Raw genomic sequence first — 21,114 nt, 5'->3', positions numbered from 1 at the left:
GGTTCATAGCATGGCCGAGACGGTGCACTTTTCCACGCTTTTGCGGCCCCACCGCAGCTTGTCGCCGGTGGGCTTCAAATGGCTGATCCGGGCGGTCCTGCTGGCCAACCTGCTGGTTGCGCTGCCGATGTACTGGCTGGGCGCCTGGCCGATCGCGGGTTTCTGCGGCCTCGATGTGGTGCTGCTGTGGTGGCTGTTCGACCGCAACTATTTCGACGCCCGCCGCAGCGAGACCCTGACCCTGACCGACCGCGAGCTGGTGGTCGAACGCGTGTCGCCCGAGGGCGAGCGCGAGGTGCAGCGGCTGGAGGCCTACTGGCTCAAGATCTATGCCGGCGAGCGCCTGATCCTGACCTCGCGGCGCGACCGCGTGGTGATCGGCCGCTTCCTGGCGCCGGCCGAGCGGGCGAGGGTCGCGGAAGAACTGCAGGTCGCCCTCGCGGCGATGCGCGCGCCGCGCTTCGAGCATCCCTGGGACAACGAGCCCTAAAGCCCCAGCACGTCCTTCATGCCGTAGAGCCCGGGGCTCTTGCCGCGCAGCCACAACGCGCTGCGGACGGCACCCGAGGCATAGGTCTCGCGGCTGAAGGCGCGATGGTTGAGCTCCAGCCGCTCGCCGGCCGCGGCGAACATCACGGTGTGCACGCCGACCTCCTCGCCGCCGCGCAGGGTGGCGAAGCCGATCTCGCCCGACGGCCGCGCGCCGGTATGGCCGTCGCGGCTCTTGCGCCAGACATCCTCGAGCTTGACCTGGCGGCCGGCCGCGGCGGCGCGGCCCAGCGCCAGCGCGGTGCCCGACGGCGCGTCGATCTTGTGGCGGTGGTGCATCTCCAGCACCTCGATGTCGTAGGCAGGATCGAGCATCGACGCGGTCTTCTCGACCAGCGCCAGCAGGATGTTGATGCCGATCGACATGTTGGCCGCCCACAGGATCGGGATCTTCCTGGCCGCCTCGTGGATCGCCGCCGTCTGCTGCGGATCGAGGCCGGTGGTGCCGATCACCATCGACACGCCCTTCTCGACCGCGACTCGGGCATGCTCGACCGTCGCCGCCGGCACGGTGAAGTCGATCACCGCGTCGGCGCCGCCGATCGCGGCGCCGACGTCGGCGACGATCTTCACGCCCTTGAGGCTGCGATGGCTGGTCCCGACGCCCGCCACCTCGCCGGCGTCGCGGCCCAGCAGGTCGCTGCCCGATCCTTCGAGCGCACCGGCCAGGGTGGCGCCCTCGGTGCGGGCGATCTCGCGGATCAGCATCTGGCCCATCCGGCCGGCCGCGCCGGCGACAGCGATCTTCATGTGTTTCCCCGTGGTCTGCTTCGCCTAGACTAGCCTTTCGGACGGGGAGTCGCACATGCTGTTCATGGTGGTCGAGAAGTTCCGCAATCAGGACGGCAAGGCGGTCTATCGCAAGCTGCAGCAGGGCCGCGGCCTGCCCGATGGCCTGAAGTTCGTCGCCAGCTACGTCAGCGCCGACTTGAGCCGCTGCTTCCAGCTCATGGAAGCCGACGACGTCACGCTGTTCCAGCGCTGGATCGCCGACTGGCAGGAGCTGGTCGAGTTCGAGGTCGTGCCGGTGACCGAAGGCAAGACGACGCGCGCCGCGCTGGAGCCGCTGCTGTGACCGACAGCACCGCCGGTTATGCCAACGAAGCGTCGACCCTGCTCAAGACCTACGAGGCGATCGCGGTCGAGGACATCCATCGTCCGGTCTGGCACCTGATTCCCAGGACGCCGGCGCGCCTGCTCGACATCGGCGCCGGCAGCGGCCGCGATGCGGCGGCCTTCGCCGCGATGGGCCATCGCGTCGTGGCCGTCGAGCCGGTCGACGCGTTGCGCGAAGGCGCGCGAAAGCTCCATCCCTCGCCACACATCGAATGGTTGGCTGACGGGCTGCCGGGTCTCGCGGTCGTGCGGGCGCGCGACGAGATGTTCGATGTCGTGGTGGCGACCGCGGTTTGGATGCATCTCGACGCGGCACAGCGCGCCCAAGCCATGCCGGCGGTCGCGTCGCTGGTCGCGCCGGGCGGCGTGCTGATCCTGTCGCTGCGGCACGGGCCGGTGCCTGCCGGACGGCGGATGTTCGATGTGTCGGCCGAGGAGACGATCGCGCTCGCGGCCCGCGAAGGGCTCGCTTGCGTGGTGAACACCGTGACCGGCTCGGTTCAGGCCCAGCCGGACGTCACCTGGACGCGGCTGGCCTTCCGACGCACCTCACCCTGAGGAGCGGCCCGAAGCGCCGCGTCTCGAAGGGTGGGCCACGAGCACGGTGCGCGTTGCCATCCTTCGAGACGCCGCGCTATGCGCGGCTCCTCAGGATGAGGTGGTCCAGGGATCGGCCGTCTTGGGCCAGAACGGCGTCTTGCGCTTGGTGTAGGGCCAGCGCGTGACGTCGGGATCGGCGGCGCCGGGCGAGGCGACGTAGAGGATCTCCTTCGCGAGCCCGACGAAGCCACTATAAAAGTGCTGCGCGCTCTTCACGATCACGACGCGGTAGTCGGCGGGCTCGGCGCCGACCGCGCGGAAGGCGTCGGCATGGAAGGTCTGGTTGCGCCGCGTGCAGATCGCGACGTCGACGTGCTCCGACGACAGCAGCGCCATGTCGCCCAGCGGCGACATCACCGGCCCGTAGGGCTGGAAGACGTCGCGCGCGATCCTCTTCACCGTGACGTCGAGATCGACCGGCGCGCCGCTCACCGCGCCCGACTTGCCGCCGAGTCTCATTCGGATGCGCGCGCCCTCGCCCGCCTCCTCGGCGATCTGGAACGCCATCGGGTCCCACATCACCCCGAACAGCGCCGGACCGATCCGGCGCTCGATGAGAGCCTTCAGCACGAAGGTCGAATCGCCCGGCGCGCCCGAGCCCGGATTGTCGGCGCGGTCGGCCAGCACCAGCGGGCCCTGGTTGTGCGAGGCGGCGCGGTCCATCGCCTCGTCGATGGTGAGGTACTTCGTGGCGTAGCGCTCACGGTTGGCCCACAGCTCCTCGCCGAGCTGCTTCGCCAGTTTCTCCGCCTTGGCGGTGTCGCCGTCGGCGACGACCAGCGTGCGGGTGCCGACATCCTCGACGTCGGCGAAGGAGAAGCCGTGGCTCAGCGACACCGACAGGATGCCGTCCTTGCCCTCGAGCGACTTCATGCGTTCCACGAACTCGCTGATCGGCGGCACCGAGGTGCGGTACTGCGCGATCATGCGGCAGTCGTAGCGCGCCATCACCGGCTTCACCTTACCCGCGACCGTGTCGGCGACGATGGCGAACAGCTCTGCCGCCCGTTCCATCGTGTCGGTGTGCGGGTATTCCTTGTAGCCGACCAACGCGTCGGCGCTGTCGAGCATCAGGGCGCTGAGATGGCAATGCAGGTCGAACTCGGCCCCGATCGCGACCTTGGGCCCGACGATGGCGCGAATCCTCGACAGCAGGTCGCCCTCGCAGTCGTCATAGCCGTCGGCGACCATCGCGCCGTGCACGTTGATCAGCACCGCATCGAGCGGCAGCGCCGCCGTCACGCCGGCGAGGATCTCGTCGCGGAAGCCCTCGTAGACCGAGCGCACGGTCGTGCCGGACGGGGCGGCGAAGGTGCTGAGCCCCTCGATCACGGTCCAGCCGCGCGTCTCGGCCTCGCGCCGCCAGACATGGACCGGGGCGGTGAAGTTGGTCGGCTTGGCCTTGGTCGCGTCGCCGCGCCAGATGCCGTGCTCCTGGTAGCCGCGCAGGCCGGTCGGGAAGGGCACGAACTGGTTGGTCTCGGTGCCCAGCGCACCGATGTAGACGCGGGTCACGGCTTGCTCCGGTGGCAGCCCGCGACATGGTCGTCGACCATACCCGAGGCCTGCATGAAGGCGTAGCAGATGGTCGAGCCGACGAACTTGAAGCCCGCCTTCTGCAGCGCCTTGGACAGGGCGTCCGATTCGGGCGACTTGGCCGGCACGTCCTTCGGGGTCTTGGGGTGGTTCTTCTTCGGCTTGCCGCCGACGAAGCTCCACAGGAACTTCGCGAACGAGCCCTCGCGCTCGACCAGCGCGAGGTAGGCCTTGGCATTGCCGATGCTGGCTTCGATCTTGCCGCGATGGCGGATGATGCCGGGATCGGCCAGCAGCTTCGCGACCTTGGCGGGGGTATAGCGCGCGATCTTCCTGGGATCGAAGCCGTCATAGACCTTGCGATAGTGCTCGCGCTTGCGCAGCACCGTGATCCAGCTCAGGCCGGCCTGGAATCCCTCCAGCGACAAGAGCTCGAACAGCGCCTGGTCGTCCCTGAGCGGCCGGCCCCATTCCGTGTCGTGATACCGCTGATAGAGCGGGTCGGCGCTCGCCCAGCCGCAACGCGCCTTGCCGTCGGTGCCGGTGACCGTATTGTTCTTCCAAGCCATGTGGAGGAACTAATGCCCAAGGATCTCAGCGACCTCAAGGTCTGCATCTTCGACGTGTTCGGCACGGTGGTCGACTGGCGCGGCAGCCTGATCAAGGACCTGCCGAAACTGGGCAAGAAATACGGCCTCGAGACCGACTGGACGAGCTTCGCCGACGACTGGCGCGGCCTCTACCAGCCGCAGATGACCCGCGTGCGCAAGGGCGAGCTGCCGTGGACGCGCATCGACGACCTCCACAAGGAGGCGTTCGAGATGCTGCTGAAGAAGCGCGGGCTCAAGCATCCCGGCGAGGCGGGGTCGTGGGAGTTCACCCACCTCTGGCACAAGCTCCGGCCGTGGCCCGACTCGAACGAGGGCATCGGCATGATGAAGAAGAAGTTCGTCGTCGCCACGCTCTCCAACGGCAACGTCGCGCTCCTGATCAACATGGCAAAGAACAGCGGCATCCCCTGGGATCACTGCTTCTCCGGCGAGACCTTCAAGCACTACAAGCCCGACCCCGAATCCTATCTCGGCGTGGTCGACAGCATGTACCTCAAGCCGCACCAGGTGATGCTGTGCGCCGCCCACAACGGCGACCTGGCGGCGGCGCAGAAGTGCGGCCTGTCGACCGGCTTCGTGATTCGGCCGAACGAGCATGGCCCCGGCCAGAAGCGCGATCTCAAGCCCGAGGGCGAATGGGATGCCGTCGGCAACACCATGATCGAGCTGGCGAAGAAGATCGGCGCCTGAGCCTCATTTCCCCTCCCCGTCTTACGGGGGAGGGTTAGGGAGGGGGAAGGCGATCGTCCAACCGTCCATCCATCTCCGGCCGATTCAATGCCTCGAAGATGGTATCGACGACCGACCCGATCTCGGCCTGTACATCGTCGTTCCAGAACCGCAGGATGCGAAAGCCTTCCGTTCTCAGGAAGTCGTCTCGCCTCATATCATGCGCAACGCGCTCGGCGTGCTGACCGCCGTCCAATTCGACGATCAGCCCCGCCTCCAGGCACACGAAGTCGCAGATATACGGGCCGATCGGTCGTTGCCTGCGAAATTTGAATCCGCTTAGTTGTCTGCGACGCAGGTGATGCCAGAGACGGCGTTCGGCGTTGGTCGCGTTGTTGCGCAGCTCACGAGCAAAGTCGCTCATGCTGCAAGCTTGCGAATTCGATTTGGCGAAATTATGGTGAGGATACAGCTTTTGGTTGCTTACCCCCTCCCTAGCCCTCCCCCGCAAGGCGAGGGAGGGAAAATGAGCTAGACCCCGATCGTCGTCAGGTCCTGGAACCAGTGCTGGGCCTGGACGTACGACTTGATCTTGGGCGACAGCGCATGCGGGTTGGTGTCGTGGACGACCCAGATCAGCACTGCGTCGTCGACCACCTTCTCGTGCACTTTAGCCATCAGGGCGTCCTGCTTGGCCGAGTCGAAGGTGTTCAGCGCCTCGGTGACCAGCGCGTCGACCGCGTCGTTCTTGTAGTAGCTCCAGTTCACGCCGACCGGCGCCGCCTGGTTGGAGGCGAAGAAGCGGGTGATGGCGTAGACCGGGTCCGAGGTGACGTAGGCGATGTTGTTGGCGGTGATGTCCTTGTTCATGTCGGCTTTCGCGCCGGCGCGCCAGGCCGTGTACATCGCCTCGAGCTCCACCACTTTGAACTCGACGTCGATATAGACCTCCTTGAACATCTCCTGGATCGCCTCGTTCATCGGCAGCGACAGCATCTGGCCCGTGCCGCCCGAGGCGACCACGAACCTGGTCTTGAGCGGGCTCGCCTTGCTGAAGCCCGCCGCGGTCATGAGCTTGCGCGCCTCGTCCGGCGCGTACTTGAGCTCGAACGTCGGCTTGCCGAACCACGGATTGGTCTTGTCGACCTGCCCGTAGGCCGGCCGCGCGAGGCCGTTCAGCAGCTTGACGATCGCATCGCGGTCGATCGCCAGGTTGGCCGCCTTGCGCAGGCGGATGTCGGTCCACGGTGAGCCCTCGACCATCGACGGATGGTAGTTCCAGACATGCGGCGTCACGTTCTGCTCGATCTTCATGCCGCCCTGCTTGAGGCGCGCGACGGCATCGGGCGGCGGCGTCTCGATCATGTCGACCGCGTTCGACAGCAGCGCCGCGGTGCGTGACGAGTCTTCCGGCGCGACGATCAGGATCAGGCGATCGGTCTTCGGCACGCGGCCGGGATTCCAGTAGCCCTCGTTCTTCACCAGCTCGGCGCGCTCGCGCGGCACCAGGCGGGCCAGCTTGAACGGGCCGGTGCCTGACGGTTCGGACGCGAACTTGTTCCAGTCCTTGCCGAGCTTCTCCCATTGGGTCGGGCTCGACACCAGAAACCACAGCATCTGATAGGGAAAGAGCGCGTCGACCGCCTTGGTCTTGATCTCGACCTCCCTGTCGCCGGTCTTCTTGTAGGAGGCGATCGAGGGCAGCCGCGGCCGCACCTGCGCGGCCTGGCGCTGATCGAACTGGGCTGAGTCCTTGTTGAACACCTTCTCGAGGTTCCAGATCACGGCATCGGCGGTGAAGGCCGAGCCATCGTGGAACTTCACGCCGTCGCGCAAGGTGAAGGTCCACAGCGTCTTGTCGGTGTCGTTGACCTTCCAGCCGGTGGCGAGGCCGGGGATCAGCTTGCCCGGCCGGTCGGCGACATCGAGCTCCCAGGCGACCAGAGGATCGTAGAGGGTGAGGCCGGTGAACTTGTAGGCACCGGCCCCGCGATCGGGTTGTCCTGTCGTCAACGGCACGTCGGCCATTGAGATGCCGAAGCGCACCACCTTCTCCTGCGCCAGCGCCGGGATCGGCAGGGCCGCGAGGGCGCTGGCGGCCACGAAGGAACGACGGGACAGCGTCATCGAGGACTCCGGGTCAGAGTTTTGGTCGGTGCGAGCGCCACGACGTGGCGCGTTCGTAGGCAGCGCCGGCGGCGAACACCGACGCCTCGTCGAAGGCGCGGCCGGCGAGTTGGAAGCTGAGCGGAAAGCCGTCGCTGCCGAAGCCGCAGCAGATCGTCGCCGCCGGCTGGCCGGTGACGTTGAACGGCATGGTGAGCGACGGCTTGCCGAAGAAGTGGAAGATCGGCTGCGGCTCCTCGAACTTGTCCGGCGCGCCCCAATGGTTGGCGCACATGACGAGGTCGTAGCCGCGCATCGCCGCGCGGGTATCGAGCGTGAGCTGCCGGCGGAAGCGCAGCGCCGAGATGTACTGCTCGGCGGTCAGGAAGGCACCGAGCTGGAAGCGCCGGCGCGTCGTGTAGCCGAACTTCTCCGGCGTCTCGATCACCTCCTGGCGATGGATGGCGTGCGCCTCGACCGTGATGATGGTGCGGCCGCAGATGTGATAGTCCCGGATGTCGGGGAAGGTGACTTCGTCGACCGTCGCGCCGAGGTCCCTCAGCACGCGCACCGCCTCGTCGATGCCCTTCTTCATGTCGGGCGTGACCTGGTCCTTGCCTTCGTACCAGTGCCGCGCCAGCGCGATCCGCATGCCCTTGATCGGACGATGACAGGCCGCGCCGTAATCGACCTTCGCCGCCTTGGCCGAGCCCTGATCGTTGGGATCGTGTCCGGCCAGCACGTCGAGCATCAGCGCGCAGTCTTCCATCGTCCAGGCGAGCGGGCCGGCGGTGTCGAGGCTGAACGAGAGCGGAAAGATCCCGCAGCGGCTGACCAGCCCGTAGGTCGGCTTGATGCCGGCGGTGCCGCAGAAGCCCGCCGGGTTGCGGATCGAGCCGCCGGTGTCGGAGCCCATCGCCCCCATGCAGAGCTGCGCCGCGACCGCCGCGCCCGAGCCGCTCGACGAGCCGCCGGGCTGGTACTTGGTGTTCCACGGATTGAGCACGGCTGGGAACGGCTGGTCCGGCGTCATCGCGCCGTTGGCGAACTCGTGCGTGCCGAGCTTGCCGAGGATGACGGCGCCGGCATCTTTCAGTCGCCGCACGGTCTCGGCGTCGATCGTCGGCACGTAGTCCTTCCTGAGCGCCGAGTGCCCGGTCGTGCGCACACCGGCCGTCTCGTAGATGTCCTTGAGCGCCACAGGTATGCCGTGCATCGGGCCGCGGCGCAGGCCGCCCTTGAGCTCCATGTCGGCCTGGCGTGCCGCACTGCGGGCCAGGTCGGCGGTGACGGTGATGTAGCTCGCGATCTTGTGATCCACGGCGTCGATGCGCTTCAGGAACGACTCGGTGAGCGCCGTTGCGGTGATGTCGCCGCGCGCCAGCAGGCGGCCGGCCTCGGCGATGCCGAGCAGGGTCAGATCGGTCATATCGATCCCCTACTCGTCGGCCCGGAAGACCTGCGGCGGCTCGGCCGCCCAGGCCCAATGGGTGGGGATGCGCTGCATCAACTCGAGCAGCCCGACATAGCCCTTGTGCAGGTGCTCGATGTCCTCCGGCGTCAGGGGAAGCCCGGTCAGCGCGGCGTGCGCCCGGAACTCCTCGAGTGATGGTGCCTTCGGCGACGACATTGTACCCTCCCGGCGCCAGAGCTCATGCAAGCGTTATGCCGCGTAGCTTGGCTTGGCCCTTGCATATCCCGCTCTCGAACAGGGGAGTAGTGAATGTTCAAGCGCCTTCGCCTGGCCGCTGTGGCCGGGCTCTTCGCTGCGACTGCAGCACCTGCCTTCTCACAAGGCACCTTGCGCATCGGCATGACAGCCGCCGACATCCCGCAGACCACCGGTCAGCCCGACCAGGGCTTCGAGGGCTATCGCTTCGCGGGCTACACGATCTACGACGCGTTGGTGAACTGGGACCTCAGCAAGGCCGACGTGCTGGCCGACATCAAGCCGGGCCTCGCCACCGAATGGTCGGCCGTCGAAGGCGGCGACGGCAAGCGCTGGATCTTCAAGCTGCGCCAGGGCGTGAAATTCCAGGACGGCACCGATTTCGACGCCGACGTCGTGGTCTGGAACCTCGAGAAGATCCTGAACGACAAGTCGCCCCAGTTCGATCCCAAGCAGGCCGCGCAGTCGCGCCAGCGCGTGCCGACGCTGGTCGGCTGGAAGGCGATCGACAAGTACACCGTCGAGCTCACCACGCGCATCGCCAACGCGCTGTTCCCCTACGACATGTCCTACATCCTCTATTCGAGCCCGACCCAGTGGGAGAAGCTCGGCAAGGATTGGGTCAAGGTGGCGCTGCAGCCGATCGGCACCGGTCCGTTCAAGGTCGATCGCGTCGTGCCGCGCGAGCGCATGGAGCTGTCGCGCTTCGACGGCTACTGGGACAAGGCGCGCGTGCCGAAGCTCGACAAGATCCTGCTGTTCCCGATGCCGGAGGCGGCGACCCGCACCGCGGCGCTGCTGGCAGGCCAGGTCGACTGGATAGAGGTGCCGGCGCCCGACGCCATCCCGCGGCTCAAGCAGGGCGGCATGTCGATCGTCACCAACAAGTATCCGCACAACTGGGCCTATCAGCCCAGCATGGTCGAGGGCTCGCCGTGGACCGACATCCGCGTGCGCAAGGCCGCCAACCTCGCGATCGACCGCGCCGGCCTCACCAAGCTGCTGGGCGGCCTGATGATTGAGTCCAAGGGCGTGGTCTATCCCGGCCATCCGTGGTTCGGCACGCCGAGCTTCGACATCAAGTACGATCCGGCGGCGGCCAAGAAGCTGCTGGCCGAGGCCGGCTACAGCGCGACCAAGAAGCCCAAGATCAAGATCGCGATCTCGACCTCGGGCTCGGGCCAGATGCTGCCGCTACCGATGAACGAGTACGTGCAGGAGAACCTCAACGCCGTCGGCTTCGACGCCACGTTCGAGGTGATGGAGTGGAACGCGCTGGTGACCTTCTCCTTCCAGCCGGTGACCGGCGACGCCTCGACCAAGGCCGGCACCAACGGCATCAACATCAGTCGCGCCACGGTCGATCCCTACTCGGCGTTCATGCGGCTCTATCACTCCGACTTCGTGCCGCCGCGCGGCGCCAACTGGGGCATCCTCAAGGACCCGAAGCTCGACGCCCTGATCAACACCGCGCACAGCTCGTTCGATAGGGCGGCGCAGACCAAGGCGCTGGCCGACGTCCACACCTACATCGTCGACCAGGCCTATTGGGTCTACATCGCGCACGATCTCAACCCGCGCGCCATGAGCCCCAAGGTGAAGGGCTTCGTGCAGGCCCAGAGCTGGTTCCAGGACTTCACGCCGATCACGATGCAGTAGCGCGATGCTTCTCTACGCGCTGCGCCGCCTGATCTACCTGGTGCCGGTCGCGTTCGGTGTGTCGCTGCTCGTGTTCGCGCTGGTCCATCTGGCGCCGGGCGACCCGATCTCGGCGATCGTGCCGCCCGACGCGCCCAAGGAGGTCGTCGACAAGCTCAAGGAGTATTACGGCTTCGACAAGCCGCTGCCGGTTCAGTACGGCCGCTGGCTACTGGTCACCTTGAGCGGCGACTTCGGCACCTCGATCGGCACCGGCCGGCCGGTCGCGCAGGAGGTCGGCTCGGCCTTCGGCAACACCATCATCCTGGCGATCGCGGCCTGCCTCGTCGCGTTCTCGCTGGCCATCGTCCTCGGCACGGCGGCGGCCTATGCCAAGTCGCGGGTCGTCGATCGGCTGGTGACCTCGATCGCGCTGGTCGGCGTGAGCGTGCCGCACTTCTGGCTGGCGATCGTGCTGGTGATCATCTTCTCGGTCGAGCTGGGCTGGCTGCCGCCGATGGGGCTGGGGCCGGAGAACGCCACCGGCTGGCGGCTCGACTGGCCGCACATCAGGCACATGATCTTGCCGACCATCGCCCTGTCGGTGATCCCGCTCGGGGTGATGACCCGTACCGTGCGCTCGACGATCAAGGAAATCCTCAGCATGGAGTTCGTGACGGCGCTTCAGGCCAAGGGCATGAATGACCGCCAGATCCTGTTCCACGTGCTGAAGAACGCCGCGCCCGTCTGTCTCGCCGTGATGGGCCTGCAGGCCGGCAACCTGATCGGCGGCTCGATTTTGATCGAGACTGTCTTTGCCTGGCCGGGCACGGGCTTCCTGCTGAACAGCGCGATCTTTCGCCGCGACCTGCCGATCCTGCAGGGCACCACGCTGGTGCTCGCCTTCTTCTTCATGATGCTCAATCTCACCGTCGACGTGATCCAGACCTTCGTGGATCCGCGCATCAAGCGGGGCTGACATGGCGATCCAGAGTCCCTCGCTCGATCTCGGAGCCGGCGCCGCGGTGTGCGCCACGCCTGCCGCACACGCGCGCGGCTATTGGCAACAGGTCGCCCGCCGCCTGCGCCGCGATCCGGTGACCCTGGTGTGCGCCGCCATCCTGCTGTTGATCGTGGCCTCGGCGCTGGCGGCGCCATGGCTCGGCCTCGCCGATCCCTACAAGACCTCGATGATCCGCCGGCTCTATCCGATCGGCTCGCCCAACTTCTTGCTCGGCACCGACGAGCTTGGCCGCGACATGTTCGCCCGCCTGATCTATGGCGGGCGGCTCTCGCTGTTCATGGGCGTGACGCCGGTCGCGTTGGCACTGCTGATCGGCGGCACGCTCGGTATCACGGCTGGCTTCCTCGGCGGGCGCGTGAACATGGCGATCATGCGCGTGATGGACGTTTTCTACGCCTTTCCCTCCGTTCTGCTGGCGATCTCTCTGTCGGGCGCAATGGGAGCGGGTGCCGAGAACACGTTGCTGGCGCTGACCATCGTCTTCATCCCGCCGATCTGCCGCGTCTCGGAGAGCGTGACCACGCAGGTGCGCGGCTTCGATTTCGTCGACGCCGCCCGCGCCTCGGGTGCCGGCACGCTCACCATCGTGCGTGTCCACGTGCTGGGCAACGTGCTCGGCCCGATCCTGGTCTATGCGACCTCGCTGATCAGCGTCGCCATCATCCTGGCGGCGGGCCTGTCGTTCCTCGGCCTCGGCGTGAAGCCGCCCGAGCCGGAATGGGGCCTGATGCTCAACACGCTGCGGCAGGCGATCTACGTCAATCCGGTGCTGGCGGCGCTGCCCGGCGTGATGATCTTCATCACCTCGATCTGCTTCAACCTGATGAGCGACGGCCTGCGCGCCGCCATGGACGTGAAGGCCTGACATGGACACGGTGATGAAGGATCGTGGCGGCCCGGCCCAGCCTCTCCTGCTCGCGCGCGACCTGCGCAAGCACTTCCCGATCCCCGGCGGCCTGCTCGGCCGCGCCACGCGCGTGGTGCGGGCCGTCGACGATCTCAGCCTGTCGGTCGAGAAAGGCGAGACCCTGGGCGTGGTCGGCGAATCGGGCTGCGGCAAGTCAACGGTGGCGCGCCTGCTGATGCGGCTGCTCAAGCCCGACCGCGGCACCATGGTGCTCGACGGCGATCCGGTCGACGAGCCGCACGGCATCACCGTCAACGAGTTGCGCCGCCAGGTGCAGATGGTCTTCCAGGACTCCTACGCCTCGCTCAACCCGCGGCTCACCATCGTCGAGACGCTGGCCTTCGCGCCCAAGGCGCACGGCCTGCCCGCGGCCGAGGCCAGGGCGCGCTCGCGCGACCTGCTGGCCAAGGTCGGGCTCGATCCCAACAGTTTCGCCGACCGCTACCCGCACGAGCTGTCGGGCGGCCAGCGCCAGCGGGTCAACATCGCCCGCGCCCTGGCGCTCAGGCCGCGGCTGGTGATCCTCGACGAGGCGGTGTCGGCGCTCGACAAGTCGGTCGAGGCGCAGGTGCTGAACATGCTGGTCGATCTCAAGAACGAGTTCGGCCTGACCTACGTCTTCATCAGCCACGACCTCAACGTCGTGCAGTATCTCAGCGACCGCGTGATGGTCATGTATCTCGGCAAGATCGTCGAGATCGGCTCTGTCGACGCGATCTACGGCGATCCGCAGCATCCCTACACGCAGGCGCTGCTGTCGGCGCGGCCCAGCATGGACCCGCGCAAGCGCACCAGGGAGGCGCCGATTCAGGGCGATCCGCCCAACCCGATCGACCCGCCCTCGGGCTGCCGCTTCCGCACCCGCTGCCCGTTCGCCGAGGATGTGTGCGCCAAGGCCGAACCGCTGCTGAACGCGTCGGGCGCACAGGAGGTGGCCTGCCACATGCGCATCCGTGGCTCGGGCCATACGAAAGCACCCTGACATGAGCGATCTTCTCTCGGTCCAGGATCTGCACGTCACTTTCGTCACGCCCGATCGTACCGTGCATGCGGTGAACGGCGTCAGCTTCAGCGTGAAGCGCGGCGAGACGCTCGGCATCCTGGGCGAATCCGGGTCGGGCAAGAGCGTCACCCTGCGCTCGATCCTGAAGCTCCATCCCGAGCACCGCACGCGCTGGTCGGGCAGCATCAAGCTCGAGGGCGACGAGGTCCTGTCGATGACCGGCGGCGCGCTGGCCGACCTGCGCGGCAACCGCGTGTCGATGATCTTCCAGGAGCCGGCGACCGCCTTCGATCCGGTCTTCACCATCGGCCACCAGATCGCCGAGACCATCAAGCGCCACACCGGCAAGTCCGAGAGCGACGCCTGGAAGCGCGCGAAGGAGCTGCTCGAGCTGGCCCGCATTCCCTCGCCGGCGCAGCGCCTCAAGGCCTATCCGCACGAGATGTCGGGCGGCATGCGCCAGCGCGCCATGATCGCGCTCGCGCTGTCCTGCAATCCCAGCCTGCTGCTGGCCGACGAGCCCACGACCGCGCTCGACGCGACTGTCCAGATTCAGGTCCTCCTGCTGATTCGCGAGCTGCAGCGCGAGCTCGATCTCGGCGTGATCTTCGTCACCCACGATATCGGCGTGGCGGTCGAGGTCTCCGACCGCATCGGCGTGATGTATGCCGGCAAGCTGGTCGAATTGGGCGGCGTCGAGCAGATGGTCGATGCGCCGCGCCATCCCTACACCCGCGGCCTGCTCGCCTCGACGGTGCATGGCGGCATGCGCGGCCAGCGGCTCGAAGCGATCCCCGGCGCGCCGCCCGATCTTGCCGAGGTGCCCGCCGCTTGCAGCTTCGCGCCGCGCTGCAAGTACGCCGAAGCCCAGTGCCTTGCCGCGCCGCCGCCGTTGACGGCGGCCACCGAGGGCCATCTGGTACGCTGCGTCGGAAGGATTGATAGAGCGATTTCCGGCCACTTGGCCGGAAATGCGCGCACGCACATTGTTGATCGCACAGGGCATATTCCGCCCGGCTGATTACAGCCGGACGGAATATGCCTTACCCTCGCGGCGTGATCGTCCGCGAGATCCACGCTGCCCACTACCGCTCCCTGCGCTCGATCCGCTTCCCGACCGGACGGCTGACCGTGTTCGTCGGCGTCAACGGTGTCGGCAAGACCAACCTCTATCGCGCGCTGCAGCTCCTGCAGGCGTCCGCCGCCGGCACGTTGGCGCGCGAGCTGGCGGCCGAGGGCGGCATGCAATCGGCGTCCTGGGCGGGCACGCGCCATGTCGGCGAATCTCCGCGCATCACGCTGGCGGCGGGCTTCGGCGAGCCGGCACTGGAAGGCGTGATCTACACGTACGAGGTCGAGGTCGGCGTGCCGCCGCCGCTCGGCCGGGGCACCTTCCCGCTCGAGCCCGACATGAAGGAGGAGGCGCTGCTGTTCCACCATCGCGGCCGCAACCACAAGCTCCTGGAGCGGCGCGGCGGCTCGGTGATGGCGCGGGACGCGGACGGCAAGCGCACCGAGATCCGCCGCGACCTGCTGCCGTCCGAGACGGCGCTGGGGGCGTTCGACGCGCCCCAGAGCTTCCCCGACGTGCACGCCATCAAGCAGTTGATGCTCGACTGGCGCTTCTATCACGACCTGCGCACCGACCAGGACTCGGCCCTGCGGCGGCCGTGCTTGGCGGTGGCGACGCCGACCATGGCGTCGGATGGCTCGAACCTCGCGGCGGCGCTGGCGACCCTGATCCATATCCGCCGCGACACGATCGACCTCGACCGCGCGATCGAGGATGCCTTTCCCGGCGCCCGCCTCGACGTGCCGATGCCCGGGCAGACGGCATCGTTCGGCATGGTCTTCCCCGATTACCCGAAGCGCGTATTCGAGGCGCGCGAGCTGTCGGACGGCACGCTGCGCTATCTGGCGCTGGCCGGGGCACTGCTGTCGCTGCGCCTGCCGTCGTTCGTCGCCCTGAACGAGCCGGAGAGCAGCCTCCACCCCGATCTGCTCGAGCCGCTGGCGCGGCTGATCGCCAGGGCATCGGAGCGGACGCAGATCTGGCTGGTGACGCATTCGGAGCGCCTGGCGGCGGCGCTGGAGAAGCACTGCGGCGTGGCGCCGCGCACGGTGATCAAGAAGGACGGCGAGACCTGGATCGAAGGCCTCAGGACGATCGGCCGCTTCGACGACGAGGACGATTAGGGACTTCCCACGGACTTTCCGATTCTGGGGACAACTACGGCGGTAGCGTCTTCAGCGTGTCGTTGAGCGTCGCCCCCGGCTCGTGGGCGAGCGCCACCTCGAACGGCGCGTCGAACACGGCGATCAGTACCAAGCAGAAGATGAAGGCCACGGTGAAGAAGCCGACCGAGACGCGCAACGCCCGGCGATTGCCGATATGGACCAGCATGATGGCGATCTGCGTGAGCGCTCCCAGCACCAGCACCGACGCCCATTTGATCGCGGTGGTCTCGTCGTCGGCAAGGTAGAGCCGCCGGTCGCGGGCGCGACGCAGCTCGACCCCGTTGGCGAGCAGGACGTTGCGCGCCGATTCGCCGAGGCCGGGGGCGGCGACCAGAGCGCCCTGCAGCACCTCGTAGGCACGGTCGGTCGCCTCCCGGGGCTTGGAGCCGACGCGGGAGAAGGGGCTTTCCCGGATGGCGGCTGCAATGTAACCCTTGATCGGCGGCGCCACCGTGGTTTCCAACCGATGCACGCGCGCGAGATGCATAAGCGCGCGGAGCGCGTCGTCCTCGGCCTGCACGCTGAGGCGCGCCGCATTGTCCTTCTGCCAGACCTCGGTGAGCATCTGTGCGGTCACCAGCGCGAACAGCAGCGCAACGCCGGTGAAGTAGGGGCCGACGATGCCGGTCGTCTTCTGCAGCGGCGCGGCGAGCGGGCCCCGCACCTCGGCGAGGCACGTCAGAACGGCCACCAGCGCCGGCGTCACCACCGACAGGACGATCTGCCAGGGCGAGAAGGCGAGCCAGCTCATCAGTCGTCGCCGCCGAACATCTCCTTCACCTTCGAGAAGAAGCCCTCGGCCTCGGGGCTGGTCTTGCCCGCCTTCTCGAATTCCTTGAGCAGCTCTTTCTGCTTGGCCGTCAGGTTGGTCGGCGTCTCGACAGTGATCTCGATGTACATGTCGCCGCGCTGGGTCGAGCGCATGATCGGCATGCCCTTGCCGCGCAGGCGGAACTGGTGGCCGCTCTGGGCGCCGGCCGGGATGTTGATGCGCGCCGCCTTGCCGTCGAGCGTCGGCACCTCGATGCCGGCGCCGAGCGTTGCCTGCACCATCGAGATCGGCACACGGCAATGCACGTCGGGACCTTCGCGCTCGAACAGGCCGTGCCGGCGCACCGTCAGGAAGACGTAGAGATCGCCCGCCGGTCCGCCGCGCGTGCCGGCCTCGCCCTCGCCGCTGAGCCGAATGCGGGTGCCGTCCTCGACGCCGGCCGGGATGTTGACCTTGAGCGTCTTCTCGCGCCGCACCCGGCCCTGGCCGGCGCAGACCTTGCACGGCTTGTCGATCACCTGGCCCGCGCCGTGGCAGGTGTGGCAGGCGCGCTCGACCGTGAAGAAGCCCTGCTGCGCGCGGATGCGGCCGCGGCCGTGGCAGGTCGGGCACTGCTGCGGCTTGGAGCCGGGCTCGGCGCCCGCGCCGTGGCAGGCTTCGCAGGAGACCGAGCTCGGCACGCGCACCGTGGCTTCGGTGCCGCCGTAGGCCTGCTCCAGCGTGATCTCGAGATTGAAGCGCAGGTCCTGGCCGCGCATGTCGGCACGGCCGCCGGGGCGCCCGCCGCCGCTGCGGCCGCCGTTGAACATCTCGTCGAAGATCTCGCCGAACACCGAGCCGAAGTCGAAGCCCTGGGCGTTGAAGCCGGCGCCCGGCCCGTTCGGGCCGTTGCCGCCTTCGAAGGCGGCGGCGCCGTAGCGGTCGTAGGCCGCGCGCTTCTCGGGATCCTTCAGGACATCGTGCGCGTGATTGATTTCCTTGAACTTCTTTTCCGCGTCCTTGTTGTCCCGGTTGCGGTCGGGATGATGCTGCATGGCGAGCTTGCGGAATGCCTTCTTGATGTCGTCGGGACTCGCCGTCCGACCGACGCCCAGCAGCTCGTAATAGTCCTGCGCCATGATCCTCTACGCTTCCCCGCTAAAACACATTCCCGGAGGGAATGTGTTTCCTTCAACGACCATCACCTTTTCGCGCATTTCTGGTTGGATGGAACCGCGCGCGGTTCCATCCAACCAGAAATCGCTCTAGCGCCGTACGCTTATGAAACCGGCCTCCCGCAGGTGCGGGAGGCCGGATCGGTCTATCTAGGCCAGGGCGCCCTTAGCTGCCCGAACCCGTCTTCTTGTTCTTGTCGGTGACGTCCTCGAACTCGGCATCGACGACATTCTCGCCGCCAGGCTTGCCGCCTTGGCCTTCGTTCGCGGCCGTCCCCGGACCCGCGGTGCCGCCGGCCGCGCCCGCCCCACCAGCCTGGGCGGCCTCGGCCTGCTGCGCCTTGTACATCGCCTCGCCGAGCTTCATCGCGGCCTGGCTGAGCGTGTTGGTCTTGTTCTTGATCGTCTCGACGTCCTCGCCCTTCAGGGCCTCCTTCAGCCCTTCGAGCGCACCCTCGATCTCGGCCTTCTCGGTGGGGCTCACCTTGTCGCCGAACTCCTTCAGGTGCTTGTCGGTCGAGTGCACCAGCGCCTCGCCCTGGTTGCGGGCGTCGATCAGCTCGCGCTTCTTCTTGTCCTCCTCGGCGTGCAGCTCGGCGTCCTTCACCATCTTCTGGATCTCGGCCTCGCTGAGGCCGCCCGAAGCCTGGATGCGGATCTGCTGCTCCTTGCCGGTGGCCTTGTCCTTGGCCGAGACCTGCACGATGCCGTTGGCGTCGATGTCGAAGGTCACCTCGACCTGCGGCATGCCGCGCGGCGCCGGCGGGATGCCGACCAGATCGAACTGGCCCAAGAGCTTGTTCTGGGCGGCGATCTCGCGCTCGCCCTGGAACACGCGGATGGTCACCGCGGTCTGGTTGTCGTCGGCCGTCGAGAAGGTCTGGCTCTTTTTCGTCGGGATCGTGGTGTTGCGCTCGATCAGGCGGGTGAACACGCCACCCAGCGTCTCGATGCCGAGCGACAGCGGCGTCACGTCGAGCAGCAGGACGTCCTTGACCTCGCCCTTCAGCACGGCGGCCTGGACCGCGGCGCCGACCGCGACGACCTCGTCGGGGTTGACGTTACGCGCCGGCTCCTTGCCGAAGAACTGCTTCACGACCTCGATGACCTTGGGCATGCGGGTCTGGCCGCCGACCAGGATGACCTCGTCGATCTGGCCGGCCTGCAGACCGGCGTCCTTGAGCGCCGCCCGGCAGGGATCGAGCGTCCGCTGCACCAGGTCGTCGACCAGCGACTCGAGCTTGGCGCGCGAGAGCTTGATCACGAGATGCTTCGGGCCGGTCTGGTCGGCCGTGATGAACGGCAGGTTGATCTCGGTCTCCTTGGAGTTGGAGAGCTCGATCTTGGCCTTCTCGGCGGCTTCCTTCAGACGCTGCAGCGCCAGGCGGTCGTTGCGCAGGTCGATGCCCTGCTCCTTCTTGAACTCGTCCGCGAGGTAGCTGATGACGCGCTGGTCGAAGTCCTCGCCGCCCAGGAAGGTGTCGCCGTTGGTCGCCTTCACCTCGAACACGCCGTCGCCGATCTCGAGGATCGACACGTCGAAGGTGCCGCCGCCCAGGTCGTAGACCGCGATGATGCCGCTCTTGCGCTTGTCCATGCCGTAGGCAAGGGCAGCCGCCGTCGGCTCGTTGATGATGCGCAGCACCTCGAGGCCGGCGATGCGGCCGGCGTCCTTGGTGGCCTGGCGCTGGGCGTCGTTGAAGTAGGCCGGGACGGTGATCACCGCCTGCTCGACCTTCTCGCCGAGATAGGACTCGGCGGTCTCCTTCATCTTGCCCAGGATGAACGCCGAGATCTGGCTCGGGCTGTAGTGCTGGCCGTCGACATCGACCCACGCGTCGCCGTTGCTCGCCTTGTCGATCACGAAGGGGACCAGCGACTTCTCCTTCGCGACCATCGGGTCGTCGAAGCGGCGGCCGATCAGGCGCTTGACCGAATAGAGGGTCTTCATCGGATTGGTGACGGCCTGGCGCTTGGCGGACTGGCCGACCAGCCGCTCGCCTGACTCGGTGAACGCGACCATTGATGGCGTCGTCCGGGCGCCCTCTGAATTCTCGATGACCTTGGTGTCGCCACCCTCCATCACTGCGACGCAGGAGTTGGTGGTGCCCAGGTCGATACCAATGACTTTGGCCATGATGCTACTCTTCCTTTTCCCAGCAGGCCGGCCCAGCCCTGAACAGGCACCGGTCCGACCCCCGATAAATGTTACCTGCCGGAAAGACCGGGTCAGGACAGGGGCTATATAGGTCCTAAGGGCCTGCCTGCAATGCCGGCAAACGCCGAGGACACTAAAATCACCCTGGCGGATATCAGATAGGCATTGAAGGGCCTAAAAGCGAGCGTCCATGCGCCTTTTGCCCAACCATCTCGACCCCGACCGGCAGCGCCTGCTGATGGCGGAAGTGCGCCGGATTCTCGACCGCGCGCCGCTCTACAGCCCGGCCATGCCGCGCTCCGGCAACCCTCTGTCGGTCCGCATGTCCAACTGCGGTCCGCTGGGCTGGCTGTCCGAGCGCAGCGGCTACCGCTACAGCCCGACCCATCCCGTCACCGGCGAGCCTTGGCCCGCGATCCCGGACATGGTCCTCGATCTTTGGCGTGCGGCGACCGGCGTCGGCTATCTGCCCGAGGCCTGCCTGATCAACTACTACGGGCCGGACGCCCGTCTCGGCCAGCATCGCGACCAGGACGAGGACGCGCCCGAGGCTCCCATTCTTTCCATCTCGCTGGGCGACACGGCGCTGTTCCGGCTGGGCGGTCCCGAGCGCAAGAGCCCGTCGCGGTCGGTTCGGCTGTCGAGCGGCGACGTGGTCGTGCTCGAGGGACCGTCGCGGCACTGGTACCACGGCGTCGACCGCATCCTGCCCGGCACCAGCCGGCTGTTGCCGGAGGGTGGGCGCTTCAATCTGACGTTGCGGCGGGTGACGAAGCCTTAGCCGTTCTCGTTGCTGGCTTCGGGCGCGGGCGCGCGCGGCGGGCCGCCCTTGGAGACGGCGACCATGGCGGCGCGCAGCAGGCGGCCGGCCAGCAGGTAGCCCGGGATCATCTCCTGCACCACGGTGCCGGCGGGCACGGACGGGTCCTCGATCTCCATCATCGCCTGATGAAGGTTGGCGTCGAACGGCTTGCCCAGCGCGGCGATACGGGTGACGCCGTGGCGCTCCAGCACCGACAGCAACTCGCGCTCGGTCGCCTGCACGCCGACCACAACGTTCTTCATCGCCGGATCGAGATCGGCCGGCACCGCGGTGAGCGCCCGGCCGAGATTGTCCGCCACCGACAGCAGGTCGCGCCCGAAGCGCTCGATGCCGAACTTACGTTCCTTGTCGACGTCCTGCTGGGCGCGGCGGCGCACGTTCTGCGACTCGGCCACGGCCCGCAGGTACTTGTCGTTCAGGTCGGCATTTTCCGTCTGCAGCCCGTCCACGACCCGCTGGAGCGTCTCCACGGTGGGCTCGGGGCCGTCGAACGGCATCTCTTCCGGGGCGCCGTCGGCGTTGTTCTGGCTGGACATCCTTT

Annotated in this window: 22 protein-coding genes; 11 read left to right on the top strand and 11 right to left on the bottom strand. The window is 67.4% G+C overall.

What is annotated here, in order from left to right; genetic code table 11:
• The first annotated feature begins 10 nt into the window (after window positions 1–10).
• Entirely contained in the window at window positions 11–490 is a 480-nt protein-coding gene (locus J0J01_RS10530; protein WP_296380329.1) for a DUF2244 domain-containing protein, read from the top strand.
• On the opposite strand, the gene dapB is transcribed toward J0J01_RS10530, so the two are convergent.
• Window positions 487–1,299, bottom strand: a complete 813-nt coding sequence (dapB, locus tag J0J01_RS10525; RefSeq protein WP_296380327.1) for a 4-hydroxy-tetrahydrodipicolinate reductase — start codon at window positions 1,297–1,299, stop codon at window positions 487–489. The genes J0J01_RS10530 and dapB overlap by 4 nt on opposite strands.
• A gap of 55 nt (window positions 1,300–1,354) precedes the next feature.
• Between dapB and J0J01_RS10520 the strand changes: the two genes are divergently transcribed.
• Both J0J01_RS10520 and J0J01_RS10515 read left to right on the top strand, forming a co-directional pair.
• A complete protein-coding gene (locus tag J0J01_RS10520; protein ID WP_296380326.1) occupies window positions 1,355–1,624 on the top strand; it encodes a DUF3303 family protein in 270 nt (89 codons plus the stop codon).
• On the top strand, window positions 1,621–2,223 hold the full coding sequence (locus J0J01_RS10515) for a class I SAM-dependent methyltransferase (protein ID WP_296380324.1): 603 nt from the start codon (window positions 1,621–1,623) through the stop codon (window positions 2,221–2,223). The genes J0J01_RS10520 and J0J01_RS10515 overlap by 4 nt, the downstream gene beginning before the upstream one ends.
• A gap of 90 nt (window positions 2,224–2,313) precedes the next feature.
• On the opposite strand, the gene J0J01_RS10510 is transcribed toward J0J01_RS10515, so the two are convergent.
• Entirely contained in the window at window positions 2,314–3,780 is a 1,467-nt protein-coding gene (locus J0J01_RS10510) for a M81 family metallopeptidase (RefSeq protein ID WP_296380322.1), read from the bottom strand.
• Window positions 3,777–4,370, bottom strand: a complete 594-nt coding sequence (locus J0J01_RS10505) for a DNA-3-methyladenine glycosylase I (RefSeq protein ID WP_296380320.1) — start codon at window positions 4,368–4,370, stop codon at window positions 3,777–3,779. Before J0J01_RS10505 ends, J0J01_RS10510 begins: the two co-directional genes overlap by 4 nt.
• A gap of 12 nt (window positions 4,371–4,382) precedes the next feature.
• Between J0J01_RS10505 and J0J01_RS10500 the strand changes: the two genes are divergently transcribed.
• A complete protein-coding gene (locus J0J01_RS10500) occupies window positions 4,383–5,102 on the top strand; it encodes a haloacid dehalogenase type II (RefSeq protein WP_296380318.1) in 720 nt (239 codons plus the stop codon).
• Window positions 5,103–5,136: 34 nt separating this feature from the next.
• Here the strand turns inward: J0J01_RS10500 and J0J01_RS10495 are convergent, their stop codons facing one another.
• From J0J01_RS10495 to J0J01_RS10480, 4 genes are all read right to left on the bottom strand, one after another.
• Window positions 5,137–5,505, bottom strand: coding sequence for a DUF559 domain-containing protein (locus tag J0J01_RS10495; RefSeq protein ID WP_296380317.1), 369 nt, complete (start codon window positions 5,503–5,505; stop codon window positions 5,137–5,139).
• Window positions 5,506–5,612: 107 nt separating this feature from the next.
• The gene (locus J0J01_RS10490; protein WP_296380315.1) at window positions 5,613–7,208 is read right to left on the bottom strand and encodes an ABC transporter substrate-binding protein; all 1,596 of its coding nucleotides are present in this window, start codon (window positions 7,206–7,208) and stop codon (window positions 5,613–5,615) included.
• Window positions 7,209–7,221: 13 nt separating this feature from the next.
• Window positions 7,222–8,616, bottom strand: coding sequence for an amidase (locus tag J0J01_RS10485; RefSeq protein WP_296380314.1), 1,395 nt, complete (start codon window positions 8,614–8,616; stop codon window positions 7,222–7,224).
• A 9-nt stretch (window positions 8,617–8,625) separates the two neighbouring features.
• Window positions 8,626–8,817, bottom strand: coding sequence for a hypothetical protein (locus J0J01_RS10480; protein ID WP_296380312.1), 192 nt, complete (start codon window positions 8,815–8,817; stop codon window positions 8,626–8,628).
• 93 nt (window positions 8,818–8,910) lie between these two features.
• Between J0J01_RS10480 and J0J01_RS10475 the strand changes: the two genes are divergently transcribed.
• Genes J0J01_RS10475 through J0J01_RS10450 form a run of 6 tightly spaced genes read left to right on the top strand, consistent with a single transcriptional unit; the run spans window position 8,911 to window position 15,624 of the window.
• Window positions 8,911–10,515: an ABC transporter substrate-binding protein gene (locus J0J01_RS10475; protein WP_296380311.1), complete on the top strand. Its 1,605-nt coding sequence runs from the start codon at window positions 8,911–8,913 to the stop codon at window positions 10,513–10,515.
• A 4-nt stretch (window positions 10,516–10,519) separates the two neighbouring features.
• Window positions 10,520–11,473 (top strand): ABC transporter permease, encoded by a 954-nt coding sequence (locus tag J0J01_RS10470; RefSeq protein WP_296380309.1) that lies wholly within the window; start codon window positions 10,520–10,522, stop codon window positions 11,471–11,473.
• 1 nt (window position 11,474) lies between these two features.
• Window positions 11,475–12,383, top strand: coding sequence for an ABC transporter permease (locus J0J01_RS10465; protein ID WP_296380307.1), 909 nt, complete (start codon window positions 11,475–11,477; stop codon window positions 12,381–12,383).
• A 1-nt stretch (window position 12,384) separates the two neighbouring features.
• Entirely contained in the window at window positions 12,385–13,407 is a 1,023-nt protein-coding gene (locus J0J01_RS10460) for an oligopeptide/dipeptide ABC transporter ATP-binding protein (protein ID WP_296380304.1), read from the top strand.
• Window position 13,408: 1 nt separating this feature from the next.
• Complete coding sequence (locus tag J0J01_RS10455; protein WP_296380302.1) at window positions 13,409–14,449, top strand: ABC transporter ATP-binding protein; 1,041 nt, start codon at window positions 13,409–13,411, stop codon at window positions 14,447–14,449.
• Window positions 14,450–14,466: 17 nt separating this feature from the next.
• Complete coding sequence (locus J0J01_RS10450) at window positions 14,467–15,624, top strand: AAA family ATPase (protein ID WP_296380300.1); 1,158 nt, start codon at window positions 14,467–14,469, stop codon at window positions 15,622–15,624.
• Window positions 15,625–15,658: 34 nt separating this feature from the next.
• Here the strand turns inward: J0J01_RS10450 and J0J01_RS10445 are convergent, their stop codons facing one another.
• The 3 genes from J0J01_RS10445 to dnaK all read right to left on the bottom strand — a co-directional run bounded on the left by J0J01_RS10445 (window position 15,659) and on the right by dnaK (window position 19,729).
• Window positions 15,659–16,417, bottom strand: coding sequence for a hypothetical protein (locus J0J01_RS10445; RefSeq protein ID WP_296380299.1), 759 nt, complete (start codon window positions 16,415–16,417; stop codon window positions 15,659–15,661).
• Window positions 16,417–17,556, bottom strand: coding sequence for a molecular chaperone DnaJ (gene dnaJ, locus J0J01_RS10440; protein ID WP_296380297.1), 1,140 nt, complete (start codon window positions 17,554–17,556; stop codon window positions 16,417–16,419). The genes J0J01_RS10445 and dnaJ overlap by 1 nt, the downstream gene beginning before the upstream one ends.
• 202 nt (window positions 17,557–17,758) lie before the next feature.
• A complete protein-coding gene (dnaK, locus tag J0J01_RS10435; protein ID WP_296380295.1) occupies window positions 17,759–19,729 on the bottom strand; it encodes a molecular chaperone DnaK in 1,971 nt (656 codons plus the stop codon).
• A 211-nt stretch (window positions 19,730–19,940) separates the two neighbouring features.
• Here dnaK and J0J01_RS10430 point away from each other — a divergent pair, with 211 nt between their 5' ends.
• On the top strand, window positions 19,941–20,531 hold the full coding sequence (locus tag J0J01_RS10430; RefSeq protein ID WP_296380293.1) for an alpha-ketoglutarate-dependent dioxygenase AlkB: 591 nt from the start codon (window positions 19,941–19,943) through the stop codon (window positions 20,529–20,531).
• Here J0J01_RS10430 and grpE read toward each other — a convergent pair.
• Window positions 20,528–21,109 (bottom strand): nucleotide exchange factor GrpE, encoded by a 582-nt coding sequence (gene grpE / locus J0J01_RS10425; protein ID WP_296380291.1) that lies wholly within the window; start codon window positions 21,107–21,109, stop codon window positions 20,528–20,530. The two genes, J0J01_RS10430 and grpE, sit on opposite strands and share 4 nt — an antisense overlap.
• Window positions 21,110–21,114 lie beyond the last annotated feature (5 nt).

It is taken from the genome of Reyranella sp. (genome assembly GCF_017305915.1).
Taxonomy (GTDB): Bacteria; Pseudomonadota; Alphaproteobacteria; order Reyranellales; family Reyranellaceae; genus Reyranella.
This window is presented reverse-complemented; position numbering and strand designations above follow the sequence as displayed.